The sequence below is a fragment of the Rhizobium sp. BK661 genome (assembly GCF_024808825.1).
Lineage (GTDB): Bacteria > Pseudomonadota > Alphaproteobacteria > Rhizobiales > Rhizobiaceae > Rhizobium.
The window spans coordinates 237,721-255,336 of sequence record NZ_JANTYT010000002.1 but is presented as its reverse complement, the minus strand read 5'-3'; the positions used below and the strand labels follow the sequence as shown (position 1 = coordinate 255,336).

Genomic DNA, 17,616 nt, shown 5'->3' with positions numbered 1-17,616 from the left:
GCTCAGACGAAGCGGTGGAGCTGTGCCACTGCTTTGGCCGCAAGCTCGGCGATGTTGTCCCGAATGCGGCTCTCGATCAGCCGGGCAGCCTCCGGGTATTCCTCGATAAGCCGGTGGAACAGCGAACGCGTGATGCGAATGATGCTCGTGTCTTCGGTTGCAACGGCCGTGAACTTGCGCTCGACCAACGTGATCAGCGCAAGTTCGGACAGAAGCGTGCCAGGTCCGACCGTGCTCTGGACGTCAGGTTGGCCATCGCGGCCGGTCCGGCTGAGTTCGACGCCGCCAGCGAGGATGACGTAGGCGCTTTCCGCCGGCGAGCCTTCGCGGAAGAGCATCTGGCCTGCCGAAATGACGCGTCGATCCGCGCCGAAGGCGATCAGCCGCAGCTGATCCTCGGACATCCCGTGGAACAGCGGCAGCTGCGACAATAGCCGGATGTCATCGTTCAGAGCCATGCTACGGGATGATCTTGTAGCCGCCGTTTTCTGTCACCAGAATCTCGGCGTTGGATGGATCGCGTTCGATCTTCTGGCGCAGGCGGTAGACGTGGGTTTCCAACGTGTGCGTGGTGACGCCGGAATTGTAGCCCCACACTTCTTCCAGGAGCACGTCGCGGGTGACGACCTTCTGCTCGGCGCGATAGAGGTAGCGAATGATTGCCGCTTCCTTCTCCGTCAGCCGGATCTTCTGGCCGCTGTCCATCGTCAACAGCTTCTGGCTCGGCTTGAAGACATAAGGGCCGACGCTGAAGGTGGCGTCCTCGCTTTGCTCGTGCTGGCGCAGTTGCACGCGGATGCGGGCAAGCAGGACAGCGAAGCGGAAGGGCTTGGTAACGTAGTCGTTGGCGCCCGCTTCGAGGCCGAGGATGGTATCGGAGTCCGTGTCATGACCGGTCAGCATGATGATCGGGGCTTTCAGTCCGCCCTTTCGCAGCAGCTTGACGGCCTCGCGTCCGTCCATATCGGGCAGCCCGACGTCCATGATGAGCAGGTCGATCGGCGTTGATCGCGCACGCTCGACGCCCTTGGCCGCCGTTGTTTCCTGAAGCACCGTGAATTCGTCGTAGAGCGAAAGCTGTTCCGTGAGTGTCTCGCGGAGGTCGTCATCATCATCCACCAAGAGAATGGTGCGTGCGGTCATGCGGCTCTATCCCTCGCCTGCGGTCCCTCACTCCTACGCCAATTCGCTAGCATTGGCAAAGATTGGGCAACCGAGCTGTTGTCGTATACGATGCTATATGTTTTCAATCGTAATCCTAGCAATCGCAACCACATGTGAGAAAAATGGAGAAAACAAGGCGTCCGAGACCGATACAGTCGACGACCCTCGTTGTTCGTCCTGCACCAGGCAAAAAAAGTAGGGCCCTGATCAAGTTCGGTACGATTATCGTGCCGGCCGCAATCGGTCGGTCTGGCCGAACGGTGCTCAAGCGTGAGGGAGATGGGGCCACTCCTATTGCCTCGATGAAGCTACTTTCCGGCTTTCGTCGCGGCGAGCGACCCACGCGTCTTGAGTCACCGCTTGCGATTCGCCGTATTCGTGGCGATATGCTGTGGTGCGACCAACCTGATAACGCCAACTACAACAGGCTAGTCAAAGCACCGTTTCGGCCGAGCCATGAGGAAATGAAACGCAAGGACGCCCTCTATGACGTCTGCCTCGTCATGGACTGGAATATCACCTCGCGAGCGCGCAATCGCGGCTCGGCGATCTTCTTCCATCTGATCAAGCCCGGCTACGAGCCGACCGCTGGGTGCGTGGCCGTTCACCAAAGAGACATGCGGCGCCTCTTGCCGTTCTTGCGCAAGGGGACGGTCGTGCGCGTTCTTTGATCCGCGGGGGTGATAAACCAGCCCCGCCGACCTATATGCCCTTTCGACCGGCGCACGGGCTGAAATGCGCGCAGGGAAATCCGCAACCGCGGCTTCAATCACGCCCCGTCCAATTCTTCAAACTTCCGGAGACATATTGTGGCACAGCAACCCATCATCACTTTCCATGACGGACATTCAATTCCCCAGGTCGGCCTCGGCGTCTGGCAGACGCCCCAGGAGATCGCCGCACCGACGGTGCGTTCAGCCATAGCGGCTGGCTATCGGCACATCGACACGGCGTCCGGCTACGACAACGAGGAAGGCGTCGGCGAGGGCATCCGCTCGTCCGGCCTCGATCGCAAGGACATTTTCGTTACCACCAAGCTCCGCAACACCGATCAGGGCTACGACGCGACCATGCGCGCGTTCGAGGGCAGCCTGAGGAAGCTCGGCATGGAGTATGTCGACCTCTACCTCATCCACTGGCCGTCGCCGCACCGTGGGCTCTATCGCGAAACCTGGAAGGCCTTCGTGAAGATCAGGGAAGAAGGCCGTGCTCGTTCGATCGGCGTTTCGAACTTCTATCCGGATCATCTCGAACAGATCATCGGCGATACCGGCGTCGTTCCCGTCATCAACCAGATCGAGTTGCACCCCGATTTCCAGCAGAAGGCTGCGCAGGAAGCGCACAAGAAGCTGAACATCGCCACCGAATCGTGGAGCCCGCTCGGTCAGGGCAAGTTGATCGCCAATCCGGCGATCGGCGAGATCGCCAGGAAGCACGGAAAAACACCGGCTCAGGTCATCATTCGCTGGCATATCGACAGCGGCCTTGTTGTCATTCCGAAGTCGGTTACGCCGTCGCGGATCGAGGAGAATTTCAAGGTCTTCGATTTCAAGCTGGATGCGGCCGACATGGAGGAAATCGCCAAGCTTGACGACAAGAGCGCCCGCATGGGGCCAGATCCATATACGGCCAATTTCTGATCGAAACTCTGCTCTCCCTTCTCTCTATTTCGAGGGAGGGGAGAGACGCCACCTCAGGCAAGCGAACGTGGCGTGATGAAGCGTTCCAACATGCCACTTCGCGGCTTCAGATCCTTCCAGCGATCGGCATCGAACTCGATCACCGCAAGTGCGGCCGTCGGGAATTTCTCCCTGATGCGAGCGCATGCGTCGGCATCGCCTTCGCCGATCAAACCGTCTGCGAGATCCTGAAAGCCGGGATTGTGCCCGATCAGCATAAGCGTCCGAACCTTGGGATCGATGGTTTGTACGACAGCCGCGATCTTTGCGGCAGAAGCTTCGTACAAGTCCTCCGCATCACGCTTTGCGATCGCAGACGGAAGCTTTTTGGCAAGAAGCCCCCAGGTCTCCTGGGTGCGCCGAGCCGAGGACACCAGAACCAGATCGGGGATAAGCTTTTCACGCGCGAGATAGCGGCCCATCAACGGTGCTGCCTTCTCTCCGCGACCCGCTAGCGGGCGATCGTGGTCGGGCACGTTCTCCGGCCATGCGGATTTGGCGTGACGAAGAAGGAGCAGGCGTCGTTTTGTGGACGGTTTTGCAGCGCTCATATGCTCACCTGAAAGGTGCTAAGGTTCGAACGCGGCTATTGTCTCACCGAATGCGTCCGGTGTCTGCTGAGGTGGCCTCCCCGTCGTTTCCGAGGGGAGGCCGTCATGTCTTAGTTCCACTCGCGGATATCGACGAAGTGGCCGGCGATCGCGGCGGCAGCGGCCATCGCCGGAGAAACCAGGTGGGTACGGCCCTTGAAGCCCTGGCGGCCTTCGAAGTTGCGGTTCGAGGTGGAAGCGCAACGCTCGCCCGGCTTCAGGCGGTCGTCGTTCATGGCGAGGCACATGGAGCAACCCGGCTCGCGCCAGTCAAAGCCGGCTGCCTTGAAGATCTTGTCGAGACCTTCCTGCTCCGCCTGTTCCTTCACGAGGCCGGAGCCCGGAACGATCATGGCGTTGACGGTCGAGGCGACGGTCTTGCCTTCGACAACCTTGGCAACGGCGCGCAGGTCTTCGATGCGGCCATTCGTGCAGGAGCCGATGAAGACGCGGTCGATGTTGATCTCGGTGATCGGGGTGCCGGGCTTCAGGCCCATGTAGTCGAGCGCACGCCACTTGGAAGCACGCTTCGTCTCCTCCGGAATTTCGTCCGGGTTCGGAACGACGCCCTGAACGGAGATGACGTCCTCCGGCGAGGAACCCCAAGACACAATCGGGGGCAATTCGGCGGCGTTGAGCTTCACAACGCGGTCAAAATGCGCGCCTTCGTCCGACTTCAGAGTCTTCCAATAGGCGATCGCTTGCTCCAGCGCCTCGCCTTTCGGCGCGCGCGGCTTGCCCTTGATGTATTCGAAGGTGGTTTCGTCCGGCGCAATCAGCCCGGCGCGGGCGCCGCCTTCAATCGACATGTTGCAGATGGTCATGCGGCCTTCCATCGACAGCGCGCGAATGGCTTCGCCGGCGTATTCGATGACGTAGCCGGTGCCGCCGGCGGTGCCGATTTCACCGATGATGGCAAGAACGATGTCCTTGGCGGTGACGCCGGCAGGCAGCTGCCCGTCAACCTGCACCAGCATGTTCTTCGCCTTCTTCTGGATCAGGGTCTGCGTGGCGAGCACGTGCTCGACCTCAGAAGTACCGATGCCATGGGCGAGCGAGCCGAAGGCGCCGTGCGTCGAGGTGTGGCTGTCGCCGCAGACGATCGTCATGCCGGGCAGGGTGAAGCCCTGTTCAGGTCCGATGATATGGACGATGCCCTGCCGCTTGTCGTTCTCCGAGTAGTATTCGACATTGAACTCGGCGGCATTGATGGCGAGCTGCTCGACCTGAATGCGGCTCTCTTCGTTCTTGATGCCGAGATGCCGGTCGGGTGACGTCGGAACGTTATGGTCGACGACAGCCAGCGTCTTTTCCGGCGCGCGAACCTTGCGGCCAGTCATACGCAGGCCTTCGAAAGCCTGCGGCGAGGTGACTTCGTGGACCAGGTGGCGGTCGATGTAGAGAAGACAGGTGCCGTCAGCCTGTTCATCAACCAGATGGTCGGCCCAGATCTTGTCGTAAAGGGTACGCGGTGCGCTCATGGCGTTGTGTCCGTATTGAATGCGTATGGAGAGATAGAGTTTGGGCGGACAAGGCTCCGCCGGCCGTCATTCGATCAACGAAGTCGGCTGTTGAGTGCACCGGACACCGACGCAAAGAAGCGTGCCGGCAGGCGGTAATGATCCTGCAGCACGAAAATATGCGCGCCAATGCACTTGAACTTGGATTCCATGGGCCGTCACATATCAATTTTTGGCGACGGCGGCAATTCGAATCATGACGCCGTTATCGCCCGTCTCTTCTGCGCATCCGCTTCTCGACCTGGCGCAATGCAAGCGACAGGCCGATCGTCAGGATGAGATAGATGTAGGTGACGATCGAGTAGGTTTCAAAGAAGCGGAAGGAGCCGGAGGCGTAGATTTTTCCCATCTGGGTGATGTCGGACACGCCGAGGACCGATACCAGCGACGAGTCCTTGACCATCGCCACGAAGTCGTTCGATAGCGGCGGAAAGATCACCTTGATGGCCTGCGGGAAGACCACGAAGCGGAAACGGTGATAGCGCGAGAGGCCGAGCGCCTTGGCGGCCTCGATCTGCCCCTGATCGACTGACTGGATGCCGGCGCGGAAGACTTCGGCGATGAAGGAGGAGTAGCCGATCATAAGCGCGATGATCGCTCGCCACATCAGCGAGAAGTCGCGCACCATCACCGGTTCGCTGAAGCCCGCCTGGACCAGTGGACTGGTCAGGAAGTTGTAGGCGGCGACGATGCCGGGGGCGCCGACGAAGGCGACGTAGAATAGCAGCACCAGCATCGGCACGCCGCGGATGACTTCGACATAGAAGCGGGAGATCTGGCGAAGCACGACACTGTCGGACAGTCCGAGCAACGCGATGCCAAGGCCAAGAAGGGTCGCGAGCGCAAACCCTACCAGCGTCACGAAGATGGTAACGCCGACGCCATTGAAGACGGTGCGGAAGACCTGCGCGTAGATGTCGTTGGTGACGATGACGACGGCAAGGACGATGCCGATCGCGACGAGGGCGACAAGCCACCAGGGGTAGTCGCCCTTACTCTGCCCAACCGGGGCCGGCTGAGGAGCCATTACGTGTTAACCGAAGAAAGGATCATTGTCCCATCTTGTAGTCGAAGAACCACTTTTTGTTCAGCGCGTCGAAGGTGCCGTCCGCCTTGAGGCTGGCGATCGCCGCGTTGACGGGTGCCACGAGATCGGAGCCCTTCGGGAAGATGAAGCCGAAATCTTCGGTGCCGAGCGGGCCGCCGACGACCTTCAGGCCACCGTTCGAGGCATCGACATAGCCTTTGGCGGCGACGCTATCGGTGAGCACGACATCGACGTCTCCAGCCTTGAGGGCCTGAACGGTGGCGCCGAAAGTCTCGAAAAGCTTGATGCGCGGATTCTGCTCGTTGCCGTCGAGGATCTCGTAGACGGCCGTGTAGAAGGGCGAGGTGCCGGGCTGCGCGCCAACGAGGCCTTCATTGAAGGCGCCGAAGGTCTTCGCGTCGTTGAACCGGTTTTCGTCGCCGCGCACCAGCATGAACTGCTGCGAGCGCATGTAGGGATCGGAGAAATCCACCTTTGCCTTGCGGTCGTCCTTGATGGTGATACCGGTCATGCCAATATTGTACTGGTTGTCGGAGACGGCCTGGATCATCGCGTCCCAGCTGGTGTTCTGGTACTCGACCTTGAAATTCAGCCGCTTTGCGATCTCGTTCATCGCGTCATATTCCCAGCCGATCGCCTTGCCGGACTTCGGGTCGACGAACTGCAGCGGCGGGTAGGCGTTTTCGGTCACGACAACGACTGCCTTGCCCTTGAGGTCGGGAAGATCGGCGGCAAAGGTCGCGAGCGGCGACAGGATGAGAGCGGTCAGTCCTGCAAGGACGGCGCGGCGGAACGGCATTAGGTATCTCCCCGAAATATAGCTCGCGAAACCTGTCATAGTTGCGAAGCGGATAGCAAGAGAATTGCCGCATGTCGCCGTGCAAAAACAGAAAAGGCGGCCCCAAAGACCGCCTCTTCCTGCGAAGATTTTTGCGAGATGCATTGCGAGCATCACCGGCCAAGTAACAAGATGGCAACGCTTCCATCACAGCCGCGAAAGCTAGCTCACTTTTGCCGATGCGATGCCGTTCAATTTCGCAATCGCATCGGCGGGCAAGCCAATGTCTGCGACCGCGAGATTCTCCCTGAGGTGGACCCGTGACGAGGTGCCAGGTATGAGCAGGATATTCGGTGCGCGCTGCAGGAGCCAGGCTAGCGCAACCTGCATCGGCGTTGCGCCCAGATCCTCGGCGACGTCCGAAAGCGTGGAGGATTGCAGCGGCGAGAAGCCGCCGAGCGGAAAGAACGGAACATAGGCTGTCTGCTCCACGGCAAGCTGGTCGATCAGCGCATCGTCCTCCCGATGCGCAAGATTGTATTGATTCTGGACACAAACGATCTCGGTGATCTTTCGGCCGTCGGCAATTTGCTTGGCGGTGACGCTGGAGAGTCCGATGTGTTTGACAAGGCCCTGGCGCTGAAGGTCGGCGAGGACCGTGAGAGGCTCCTCCAAAGATCCTTCCGCGGGGCCGTGAACATCAAACATGGCGCGCAGATTGACCACCTCGATCACATCGAGGCCGAGGTTCGTCAGGTTGTCGTGGATCGCCTTCGTTAACGCTTCCCGAGAGAAGGCCGGGTTCCAGGATGCATCCGGGCCGCGTGTCGCTCCGATCTTGGTGACGATCACGAGACTGTCGCTGTAAGGATGCAGCGCTTCCCTGATGATCTGATTGGTGACGTGCGGGCCATAGAAGTCGCTGGTGTCGATGTGGTTGACGCCGCTTTCGATGGCTTCACGCAGAACGGCTATGGCTTCGCCGCGGTCTTTCGGTGGGCCGAAGACGCCCTTGCCGGCCAGTTGCATGGCACCATAACCGAGCCGCGTCACCGCACGGTCGCCGAGTGTGAATGTGCCCGATTTTTCGAGATTGGACATGATCTACTCCGTTTAAAGACGGGGTAGACATAGGGCAGGTTCGGTCTGCTGATAACGCCATGCTTTCCGCACGGGTTGTTCGCAATTCCGGACAATGGTCCTTGGGGGAACTGTCTGCGTATCATCGCACGCAATAAAAAAGGCGACCCGAAGGTCGCCTTTTCCAACAATCCGTGAGGATTGAAACTTATTCTGCTGCCGGCTCGGCCGCTGCTGCAGCTTCTGCTGCTGCCTTGGCTTCTGCGGCTTCCTGAGCTGCCTTTTCGGCCGCGAGCGCCTGAGCTGCTGCAACCTTTTCGGCTTCCAGACGTGCCTTTTCCTCGGCAACGGCCTGGCGCTCGGCGTCGTTGAGCTTGCGGGCGCGCGTGCCGGTGTTCTCGACGATACGAGCCGACTTGCCGCGACGATCGCGCAGGTAGTAAAGCTTCGCGCGACGGACCTTACCGCGGCGAACGACTTCTACGCTTTCGATTGCCGGGGAGTAGACCGGGAATACGCGCTCGACGCCTTCGCCGTAGGAGATCTTGCGAACCGTGAAGTTCTCCTGCAGGCCACCGCCGGAGCGAGCGATGCAAACGCCTTCGTAGGCCTGTACGCGGGTACGGTTGCCTTCCTTGACCTTCACGTTGACGCGAACGGTATCGCCTGGGGAGAATTCAGGAAGCGTGCGCTGGGCTTCGATCTTGGCGACCTGTTCGGCCTCAAGCTGCTGAATGATGTTCATGACTCAACCTCTTTGTTGGTTCAACAGCCAGAGCGCTCTGAACGATCTATCCTTGGTCGAGCCTCAGATATTTGCCGGTGAGGGCAGGAGCGAATTCGTCTGTTTTTCTTTGCATGGTTGATGGGAGTTTTCCCATTCCGGGCGTGCGCATACCGTATTGCGCAGGCTTTGTCACCCCTTCGGCCCGGAAATTTCGCTGCGTCGGCCGATAAAACGCGGCCTTCAACGGCGCTGCACAATATCAAGCCTGTGACTCATTTGATTAAATATTTGTCAAATGCCCAACCGAGGAGCAGATTCTGTTTCGGATCAAATTGTGATCCGTCGGAGTTTTCGGAGGGGAATGAATGACAGTCAGTAATCCGTCGCCCTCGTTATATAACGAGGACCTCGCGCCCGCTCAGGAGAGGAAGTGGGGCGCTTTCAGTATATTCAATGTGTGGACTTCTGATGTTCACAGCCTTTGGGGCTATTATCTCGCCGCCAGCCTTTTCCTGCTGTGCGGCAGCTTCATCAATTTCGTGATCGCCATCGGTCTCGGCTCGCTGGTCATCTTCTTCCTCATGAGCCTCGTCGGTAACGCCGGCGTCAAGACGGGCGTACCGTTCCCGGTACTTGCGCGCGCTTCGTTCGGCACGTTCGGAGCCAATGCCCCGGCTCTGGTTCGCGCCGTTGTCGCCTGCTTCTGGTACGGCGCACAGACGGCGGCTGCATCCGGCGCGATCGTCGCTCTTCTCATTCGCAACGAGAGCATGCTGGCCTTCCATCAGAACAGCCACATGCTTGGTCACTCCACGCTCGAGGTGATCTGCTACGTTGTCGTCTGGGCGCTGCAGCTCCTGATCATTCAGCGCGGCATGGAGACGGTGCGCAAGTTCCAGGACCTGGCCGGCCCTGCCGTCTGGATCATGATGCTTGTTCTCGCCGTCTATCTCATCACCAAGGCCGGCACCTTCTCCTTCGGCAGCGAGATCCCGCGCGACGTGCTGCTTGAGAAGACGAAAGACGCGGGCATTTCCTACGAACCCGGCACCTTCCCGGCTCTTGCCGCCGTTGCCGCCACCTGGATCACCTACTTCGCAGCGCTCTACCTGAACTTCTGCGATTTCTCGCGCTATGCCAAGGACACGAAAACCCTGCGCACCGGCAATCTCTGGGGCCTGCCGATCAACTTGCTCGCCTTCTGCCTCGTCGCAGGCGTTACCACCACGGCTGCGTTCACCGTCTACGGCGAAGTGTTGCTGCATCCGGAAGCAATCTCGGCGAAATTCGACAGCTGGTTCCTGGCATTGCTTGCCGCCTTGACCTTCGCTGTCGCAACGCTTGGCATCAACGTGGTGGCCAACTTCGTCTCGCCAGCCTTCGATTTCTCGAATGTCTTCCCTCGCCAGATCAGCTTCAAGGGCGGCGGCTATATCGCAGCCCTGATCGCGCTGGTGCTCTACCCCTTCGCACCGTGGGAGACGGGTGCTGCACACTTCGTCAACTTCATCGGTTCGACAATGGGTCCGATCTTCGGGATCATGATGGTCGACTACTATCTGATCCGGAAGGGTGAGCTGAACGTCTCAGACCTCTATCAGGAGAATGGCGAGTTCCGCTTCCAGAATGGCTGGCACACGAATGCGTTCATCGCCTTCCTCATCGGCTCGCTGTTCTCGTCGGTTCTCCCGACTTTCACGTCGATCTTGCCGGAATGGTGGGGGACCTATGGCTGGTTCTTCGGCGTCGGCATTGGCGGTGTCGTCTACTACGTGTTGCGCATGGGCACACGTGGCTCCGCAGTCGGCGCTACGAACTGACACCAAACAATGCAATGCCCGGCTTTGGCCGGGCATTTTTCATTCTTCCAACAGGTCCGGGCGTCGTTCGCGAGTCAGCTGCAGCGCCTGCTCGCGGCGCCATTTTTCGATTGCGCCATGATTGCCCGACGTCAGGATCGCCGGGATCTCGCGGCCCTCCCATTCCTGCGGACGGGTGTAGTGCGGATGCTCCAGCAGGCCGCCTTCGAAACTCTCATGCAATCCGGAAAGATCGTTTCCCATGACGCCCGGCAGAATGCGGACGATTGCGTCCAGCACGGTCAGCGCCGCCGGCTCGCCGCCCGACAGCACGTAGTCGCCGATCGAGACTTCTTCCAGCTCGCGCGCTTCGATGACGCGCTGATCGACGCCCTCGAAGCGACCGCAGACGATGATGACGCCATCGCCGGACGCCAGTTCGCGCACGCGCTCCTGGGTCAGCGGCTTCCCGCGCGGGCTCATCAGCAGGCGTGGACGGCTGTCGTTCTCTGAAGCACTGTCGATGGCGCGGGCGAGGACGTCGGGTTTGAGCACCATTCCGGCGCCACCGCCAGCGGGCGTATCATCGACAGTGCGGTGCTTGTCGGTGGCAAAATCGCGAATCTGCAACGTGTCGAGCGACCACTGGCCACGTTCCATCGCCTTGCCGGCAAGGGAATAGCCGAGGTGACCCGGAAACATTTCCGGGTAGAGGGTCAGCACGGTCGCGCGAAACGCCATCGACCGCCTCACTTCTTCTTTTTCGGCGTGTCTGGCGTGAATTTCGCGCTGTCATCCTCGGTATCGACGAGACCGGCAGCCAAGGGATCGATGGTGATCCTGCCGCTTTCGAGGTCGATATCGAGAACCGAGGCTTCCGAGAAGGGGATCAACACGGGGCGCTTGCCGGGACCCTTCAGTTCCAGGAGGTCGCCGGCACCGAAGTCGAAAACGCCGGTCACTGTGCCGTAGCTGACGCCCTGGTCGTCGAGCGCTTCCAGGCCCTCGAGGTCGGCGTAGAAGAATTCGTCTTCCTCCAGTTCCTCGTCCGGCAGGTTGTCGCGCTCGATATAGAGCTCCAGTCCGTTCAGTTCCTCGGCAGCATTGCGATCGTTAATCCCGCGGAAGCGGACGACAACGACGTTCTTCATTTCCCGGATGTCGAGGATTTCGAAGGTACGGCCATCAAGGCTGTGCAGGTTGCCATAGTCGCCGAGGGCCGTCGGGTCGGCAGTGTAGGCCTTGGCGCGCACTTCGCCGCGCAGGCCCTGGGCGCCACCGATCGTTGCCATCAGAACGGGATTTTCAAGCTTTGCCATGACGTCCTTCACATGAAGCCGCAAATCTTGGCTTCTCTTAAACGAAGTGCGGCGGAATGGAAACGAAAACGGGCGGCATGTCGCCATGCCGCCCGTTCGATAAGGGAAAGTCCCCGATTATTCTGCGGAAGCAGCAGCTTCAGCAGCGTCGGCGGCCTTCTGAGCCTTTTCAGCAGCGCGCTCCTGAGCCTTCTTGCCCGGCTTTGCCTTTTCCGGGTTGCTCTTGGCGTCACGCTTTGCGAGGCCGGCTTCGTTGAGGAAGCGCAGAACGCGGTCGGTCGGCTGTGCGCCCTGATCGAGCCAGTGCTTGATACGGTCGTTGTTCAGGGTGATACGAGCGCCGTTGTCCTTGGCGAGCATCGGATTCCAGGAACCGAGGTTTTCGAGGAAGCGGCCATCGCGCGGCGAACGGGCGTCAGCGAGAACGATGTGGTAGTACGGGCGCTTCTTGGAACCACCGCGTGCGAGACGAATTTTCAGTGCCATTTTCTTTACTCCTTGGACTTTTCTGGACCGCCTGATCCGGCGGTATGGTTCATTTTGCTGCGGCGCCGTTTTCGGCGTGGTCTGCAGCGATCTGCTCATGATGCCGGATGACTTCCTTGATGATGAAGTTCAGGAACTTCTCGGCGAAATCCGGATCCAGATTGGCATCCTTCGCCAGATGGCGGAGGCGTTCGATCTGGTATTCTTCGCGCGCCGGATCGGCCGGCGGCAACTTGTACTTGGCCTTGAGAACGCCGACTTCTTTGGTGCAGCGGAAACGTTCGGCCAGGATATGGACCAGCGCGGCGTCGATGTTGTCGATCGACTGGCGATAGTTCGAAAGCTGGGCTTTGATTTCAGGATCAATCATTGTCTACGCGACCCCTTCACTTCTTCTTGGGCAGGCCGGGAAGGCCCGGGAAACCACCGCCGAGACCCGGAAGCTTGGCGCCGCCCAGACCCGGCAAACCGCCGCCGCCAAGACCGGGCAGCCCGCCGCCCGGCTTTCCTAGACCGGCAGCTTCAGCCTGCTTCTGGAGCGCTTCGAGCTGCTTGGGATCAATGTTCGAAAGATCGGGCATGCCGCCGCCGAGGCCGCCAAGACCCATCTTGCCGGCAAGGCCACCCATCATCTGCTTCATCAGGCCGCCCTTGCCCTTGCCGCCCATCATCTTCATCATGTCCGCCATCTGGCGGTGCATCTTCAGAAGCTTGTTGATGTCGGAGGCGTCGGTGCCGGAGCCGGCAGCGATGCGCTTCTTGCGCGAATGCTTGAGTATGTCAGGGTTGGCACGCTCGGCCTTGGTCATCGAACCGATGATGGCGAGCTGGCGACCGAACAGGCTGTCGTTGAGGCCGGCCGAAGCCATCTTGTCCTTCATGCCGGCCATGCCGGGCATCATGCTCATGATGCCGCCCATGCCGCCCATCTTCTGCATCTGGCGCAGCTGGTCGGCGAGGTCGTTGAGGTCGAACTTGCCCTTGGCCATCTTGGCGGCCATGGCCGCCGCCTTTTCGGCGTCGATGTTTTCGGCGGCGCGCTCAACCAGCGAAACGATGTCGCCCATGCCGAGAATGCGGTCGGCGATACGGCGGGGGTGGAACTCTTCGAGTTCGCCCATGCGCTCGCCGACACCGATGAGCTTGATCGGCTTGCCGGTAACGGCGCGCATCGAAAGGGCGGCACCGCCACGGCCATCGCCGTCCATGCGGGTGAGCACCAGGCCGGTGATGCCGACACGTTCGTCGAAGCTGCGCGCTAGGTTGACGGCATCCTGACCGGTCAAGCTATCCGCGACCAGCAGGATTTCATGCGGGTTCGACTTCTTCTTGATGTCGGCCATCTCGACCATCAAGGGCTCGTCGATATGCGTACGGCCGGCGGTGTCGAGGATGACGACGTCATGGCCGCCGAGCTTGGCGGCCTGTACGGCGCGCGCAGCGATATCGGTCGGCGACTGGCCTGCGATCACGGGCAGCGTGTCAACGTTTGTCTGCACGCCGAGCTGGCGCAGCTGTTCCTGGGCGGCCGGACGTCGCGTATCGAGCGACGCCATCAGCACTTTCTTCTTCTCGCGATCGGTGAGACGCTTGGCGATCTTCCCCGTCGTGGTCGTCTTGCCCGAGCCCTGCAGACCGACCATCATGATGACGACGGGGGCAACGGCATGCAGGTCGACGCCCACGCCTTCGCCGCCGAGCATCTCGATCAGCTCATCATGGACGATCTTGACGACCATCTGGCCGGGCTTGATCGACTTCAGGATCTCGGCGCCGACGGCCTTTTCGCGGACGCGATCGGTAAAGCCGCGCACCACGTCAAGCGCGACATCAGCCTCCAGAAGCGCACGGCGAACCTCGCGCAGCGCTGCGGAAACATCGCTTTCCGAAAGCGCGCCACGGCCTGTCAGTCCATTCAGAATGGATCCAAGACGGTCCTGGAGGTTCTCAAACATCGGCTCTTCCTTGTGATTTCCTGGAGACGGAAACCTTGTGCTTTTCCTTGACGAAAACAAGACGCATAGCCAAAAACCACCCGAGGGCGCATCGCGCTGTCGGGTGTGGACCTCCGGGATCGATTTATACCTTTGCGGGTCCCGGTCGGTGGCTCGAGTCTTGAAGCTCGTCGCAGATTGAGCGGCGGTAAACAGGAAAAAGCGGCGCGAGTCAAGGCAAAGCCGAGAAAAGACGGCGTTTCGGCCTTTCAAAACCGCGCGCCCGATCCCAGATCTGCTTTTCCTTCAACGGAAACGCTCTTGCATGCCCACGGCCAAACGACGCAATCCCTATTATCAAGGTCCGGTCTCCGATCACTTCGACGGTACGCATTTCTTCAATCCTGACGGTATCGAGCCTCTCGGTTTCAGAGATCTGATGCGATGGCAGTTCGGCGGCGGCCGGGATCGCTGGCCGAAGTCGGTACCGAGCCCGTTCCAGCCAGCCAAGCCGGATTTGCGTGTCGCTGGCGAGAACATCAGGGTAACGATGGTCGGCCATGCGACTATGCTAATTCAGGTCGCGGGGTTGAACATCCTGATGGATCCCGTCTGGTCCGATCGAGCCAGCCCCTTTGCCTTCGCCGGGCCTAAACGCGTCGTTGCGCCCGGTATAGCGTTCGACGATCTGCCGCCGATCGATCTCGTGTTCGTTTCGCATAACCACTACGATCACCTCGACGTTGCGACGCTTCGCCGTCTGCAGGCGAAACACCGGCCGCATGTCGTCACACCGCTTGGCAACGATACGATCATTCGCCGTGCCGTCCCCACCATACAGGTGACGGCGATGGACTGGGGCGAGCGCATCTCGCTTGCGGGGATCAATATCTACGCGGAGCCCGCCCACCACTGGTCGGCGCGCGGCACCGGGGATCGTCGCATGGCGCTCTGGGCTGCCTTCGTGTTGGCGACGCCGGCCGGGAAGATCTATCACATCGGCGATACGGGCTTTCATGGCGGGGTCAACTACAAGGCCGCCCAGCAGGAACATGATGGCTTTCGCCTCGCCATCCTGCCGTTCGGGGCCTATGAGCCGCGCTGGTTCATGAAGGGCCAGCATCAAAATCCCGATGAAGCGGTCATGGGAATGAAGCTTGCCAATGCCGCCTATGTTGCCGGGCACCACTTCGCCACATTCCAGCTGACGGACGAGTCGGTCGATGCGCCGGTCAAGGCGCTCACTACAGCGATGATCGAGCACGGCATATCCCCGGATCGGTTCCGGCCGCTCCGGGCAGGTGAGGTCTTCGACGTGCCGCCGGTATGATCAGTGCGTCTGGGCGCCTGAACCATGCGCATTGATGATGCTGTCGGCTTCCTTGCCGTAGAGCTCTTCGAAATGATCGAAGGTCTTGGAGAAATGGCCGATGCCCTGCGTTGCGGACTTGAGCGACCGGGCGAGATCGTCAAGCACGCCACCCGGTACCAGCGCTCGAAAGATGTCCCAGCCCTTGGCGTTCTCGTCGCGGTCGAAGCCGAGCACCTGTCCCTTGAGCGAAGAAACGAGTGTCACCATGCCGCCTGAGTAGACCGAGGGGATATGGATTTCCACCCTGACGACGGGCTGCATGAGGACGGCTGACGCCTGCGACAGCGCCTGCTTGACCCCCATCTTTCCGGCGGTCCGAAAAGCGAAGTCGGAGCTGTCGACCGAGTGATACTGGCCGTCCGTCAAGGTGACATCGACGTCAATGACCTGGAAGCCGAGCGGCCCCTTTTCCATCGCTTCGCGGGCGCCGGCCTCGACAGCCGGGATGTAGTTTCGCGGCACGGTGCCGCCCTTGACGTTTTCCGCAAACGTAAACCCGTGGCCGCGCTCGTTCGGCCTGACGCTGAGTTGCACATCCGCGAACTGCCCGGCGCCGCCTGTCTGCTTGCGGTGTCGATAATGGACGTCCGAGGGCTTGGAGATCGTCTCCCGGTAGACCGGGTTGGGTGCGCGTTCCGAAACCTCGACCCGGAAAACCTCGGAAAGCGTCTTGCGGAGATCGCGCAGGTGAACGGGCCCTTGGGCGCAGATCAGCGCCGCGCCGGTTCCTTCTTCCTGCATGACCTTCAAGCCGCGATCGGTTTCCGCCAGCTTTGCAAGCGTCGCCGAGAGCTTGGTCTCGTCGCGCTCGCTGCCGGGAATGAGGATCCTCTCCAGCATCGGTGTCGGCGGTGTTGTCCAGTCGGGGGGCTCGAGGCTTCCGGCTTGCGTCAGCAATGCGGGCACGGGCAGATGGTCCGATTTCAGAGCGGCAAAGATACTGCCGGCCTGCACAGGGCCGCTGATCGGTTTTCCGTTGCCGGCTTCCTGCAGGGGACCCAGCGTAGGACCGCCAAGGGAGGCGCCCTGTTTCAGGCCATCGACGAGTGCCCGCACAAGGACCGTCTTGCCAACATTGGCCTTGTGGTAGGCGTGGAAACTCACGGCTGAAAGTGTCGCTTCGTCCGCAGCGGAAGAGGCGGCAAGCCGAGTTCGAAGCGCTGTTGCCGGCGGCGCCTCGTGGCGGAGCGCCTTCATCAGACGCATGATGCCGTTGCTATGTGAGGCGGAGCCGAACAATACGGGGATGATCCGATTTTCCTTGAGGATGCGCGAGGAAATCGCAAACAGCGTGTCGCTTGCCGGCTCTCTATCCTCGATGAGTTCCTCGAGAAGCCAATCGTCGAATTCCGAAAGCTGCTCCAGCATCTCCGTTCGCGCCTCGTGCTCGCGCTCGGCAACGTCCTTGGGTAGTTCGATCAGCGCGGAAGGCTGACCTTCGCGATAGCGCCAGGCGCGTTCGGAAATCAGGTCGCAACTGCCGACGACCGTGTCGCCTTCGCGGATCGGCACCTGCCGCAGAACGAGGGGGTGGTTTGAGTAGGCCTGGAGTGCGCCGATGACGTCGCGCAATCGGCCGCGCGGCTCGTCCATCCTGTTAATGAAGACCAAACAGGGCGTGCCGGACGCCTCGATCGCCCGCAGATAGGGTGCCACCAGAACCGCTTCGTCGGGTGTTGGTGATATGCAGAGAATACAGGCGTCGCTAGCGAGCAGGGCATCTTGCGCCAAGGCCAGCGCCTCGTTTGCTCCGGGTGTGTCGATCGCACACCACGCTTCGTCCTTGAAATCGAACTCCGTCAGGCTTGATCCATATGGAGAGGCTGACTTTCTGGGCGTTCCCTCGAGCGAGGCCAGCTTTGCGACGAGCGTCGTCTTTCCCGTCTGCGAGGGCCCAAGTACCGTGAAGCAGCGCATCGGCGATCCTCCCTGCCAAAAGCACCATCCGAGAGCAAGAATGCCTCGAAGCGGCGAAAAGCGCTAGATATTTGCAGTCATTCTTAAATATGAAGTCTGGCTATCTCCTTCTGCCAATGTGTAGCTGAAGCCACGCCAGTCAACCCACTGGTAATTCCCATGCATTTCCGCCATATACAGCCCAAACAGAGACGGACATGACA

General features: G+C 60.4%; 18 protein-coding genes. 4 read left to right on the top strand and 14 right to left on the bottom strand.

Annotated elements, in window-relative coordinates:
- Positions 1-2 precede the first annotated feature (2 nt).
- On the bottom strand, positions 3-458 hold the full coding sequence (locus FHX16_RS07565; RefSeq protein WP_183863758.1) for a cyclic nucleotide-binding domain-containing protein: 456 nt from the start codon (positions 456-458) through the stop codon (positions 3-5).
- Between the two features lies 1 nt (position 459).
- Positions 460-1,143, bottom strand: a complete 684-nt coding sequence (locus FHX16_RS07560; RefSeq protein ID WP_016556671.1) for a response regulator transcription factor — start codon at positions 1,141-1,143, stop codon at positions 460-462.
- A 143-nt stretch (positions 1,144-1,286) separates the two neighbouring features.
- Between FHX16_RS07560 and FHX16_RS07555 the strand changes: the two genes are divergently transcribed.
- Both FHX16_RS07555 and FHX16_RS07550 read left to right on the top strand, forming a co-directional pair.
- On the top strand, positions 1,287-1,835 hold the full coding sequence (locus tag FHX16_RS07555) for a L,D-transpeptidase (protein WP_405049265.1): 549 nt from the start codon (positions 1,287-1,289) through the stop codon (positions 1,833-1,835).
- A 138-nt stretch (positions 1,836-1,973) separates the two neighbouring features.
- Entirely contained in the window at positions 1,974-2,804 is an 831-nt protein-coding gene (locus FHX16_RS07550) for an aldo/keto reductase (protein WP_183863757.1), read from the top strand.
- A gap of 53 nt (positions 2,805-2,857) precedes the next feature.
- Here FHX16_RS07550 and FHX16_RS07545 read toward each other — a convergent pair whose 3' ends face one another.
- The 6 genes from FHX16_RS07545 to rplS form a co-directional block, all read right to left on the bottom strand.
- Positions 2,858-3,394, bottom strand: a complete 537-nt coding sequence (locus FHX16_RS07545) for a histidine phosphatase family protein (RefSeq protein WP_183863756.1) — start codon at positions 3,392-3,394, stop codon at positions 2,858-2,860.
- Positions 3,395-3,504: 110 nt separating this feature from the next.
- A complete protein-coding gene (gene leuC, locus FHX16_RS07540) occupies positions 3,505-4,914 on the bottom strand; it encodes a 3-isopropylmalate dehydratase large subunit (protein WP_016556667.1) in 1,410 nt (469 codons plus the stop codon).
- Positions 4,915-5,158: 244 nt separating this feature from the next.
- The gene (locus FHX16_RS07535; RefSeq protein ID WP_183863755.1) at positions 5,159-5,980 is read right to left on the bottom strand and encodes an amino acid ABC transporter permease; all 822 of its coding nucleotides are present in this window, start codon (positions 5,978-5,980) and stop codon (positions 5,159-5,161) included.
- A gap of 22 nt (positions 5,981-6,002) precedes the next feature.
- Entirely contained in the window at positions 6,003-6,800 is a 798-nt protein-coding gene (locus tag FHX16_RS07530; RefSeq protein WP_183863754.1) for a transporter substrate-binding domain-containing protein, read from the bottom strand.
- 201 nt (positions 6,801-7,001) lie between these two features.
- Positions 7,002-7,880 carry an aldo/keto reductase family oxidoreductase gene (locus tag FHX16_RS07525; RefSeq protein WP_259126901.1) on the bottom strand — a complete coding sequence of 293 codons (879 nt, stop codon included), beginning with the start codon at positions 7,878-7,880 and terminating at the stop codon, positions 7,002-7,004.
- Between the two features lie 187 nt (positions 7,881-8,067).
- Positions 8,068-8,604 (bottom strand): 50S ribosomal protein L19, encoded by a 537-nt coding sequence (gene rplS, locus FHX16_RS07520; protein WP_016556661.1) that lies wholly within the window; start codon positions 8,602-8,604, stop codon positions 8,068-8,070.
- 347 nt (positions 8,605-8,951) lie between these two features.
- Here rplS and FHX16_RS07515 point away from each other — a divergent pair, with 347 nt between their 5' ends.
- A complete protein-coding gene (locus FHX16_RS07515; RefSeq protein ID WP_259126900.1) occupies positions 8,952-10,406 on the top strand; it encodes an NCS1 family nucleobase:cation symporter-1 in 1,455 nt (484 codons plus the stop codon).
- Positions 10,407-10,445: 39 nt separating this feature from the next.
- Here FHX16_RS07515 and trmD read toward each other — a convergent pair whose 3' ends face one another.
- From trmD to ffh, 5 genes are all read right to left on the bottom strand, one after another.
- Complete coding sequence (gene trmD, locus FHX16_RS07510) at positions 10,446-11,126, bottom strand: tRNA (guanosine(37)-N1)-methyltransferase TrmD (RefSeq protein WP_183863751.1); 681 nt, start codon at positions 11,124-11,126, stop codon at positions 10,446-10,448.
- Between the two features lie 8 nt (positions 11,127-11,134).
- Entirely contained in the window at positions 11,135-11,704 is a 570-nt protein-coding gene (gene rimM, locus FHX16_RS07505; RefSeq protein ID WP_183863750.1) for a ribosome maturation factor RimM, read from the bottom strand.
- A 117-nt stretch (positions 11,705-11,821) separates the two neighbouring features.
- Positions 11,822-12,190, bottom strand: coding sequence for a 30S ribosomal protein S16 (rpsP, locus tag FHX16_RS07500; RefSeq protein ID WP_016556657.1), 369 nt, complete (start codon positions 12,188-12,190; stop codon positions 11,822-11,824).
- A 49-nt stretch (positions 12,191-12,239) separates the two neighbouring features.
- On the bottom strand, positions 12,240-12,560 hold the full coding sequence (locus tag FHX16_RS07495; protein WP_016556656.1) for a chorismate mutase: 321 nt from the start codon (positions 12,558-12,560) through the stop codon (positions 12,240-12,242).
- Positions 12,561-12,576: 16 nt separating this feature from the next.
- The gene (ffh, locus tag FHX16_RS07490) at positions 12,577-14,145 is read right to left on the bottom strand and encodes a signal recognition particle protein (protein WP_183863749.1); all 1,569 of its coding nucleotides are present in this window, start codon (positions 14,143-14,145) and stop codon (positions 12,577-12,579) included.
- 304 nt (positions 14,146-14,449) lie between these two features.
- On the opposite strand from ffh, the gene FHX16_RS07485 reads away from it, so the two are divergent.
- The gene (locus FHX16_RS07485) at positions 14,450-15,454 is read left to right on the top strand and encodes an MBL fold metallo-hydrolase (protein ID WP_183863748.1); all 1,005 of its coding nucleotides are present in this window, start codon (positions 14,450-14,452) and stop codon (positions 15,452-15,454) included.
- On the opposite strand, the gene FHX16_RS07480 is transcribed toward FHX16_RS07485, so the two are convergent.
- Complete coding sequence (locus FHX16_RS07480; protein ID WP_259126896.1) at positions 15,455-17,413, bottom strand: elongation factor G; 1,959 nt, start codon at positions 17,411-17,413, stop codon at positions 15,455-15,457.
- Positions 17,414-17,616 lie beyond the last annotated feature (203 nt).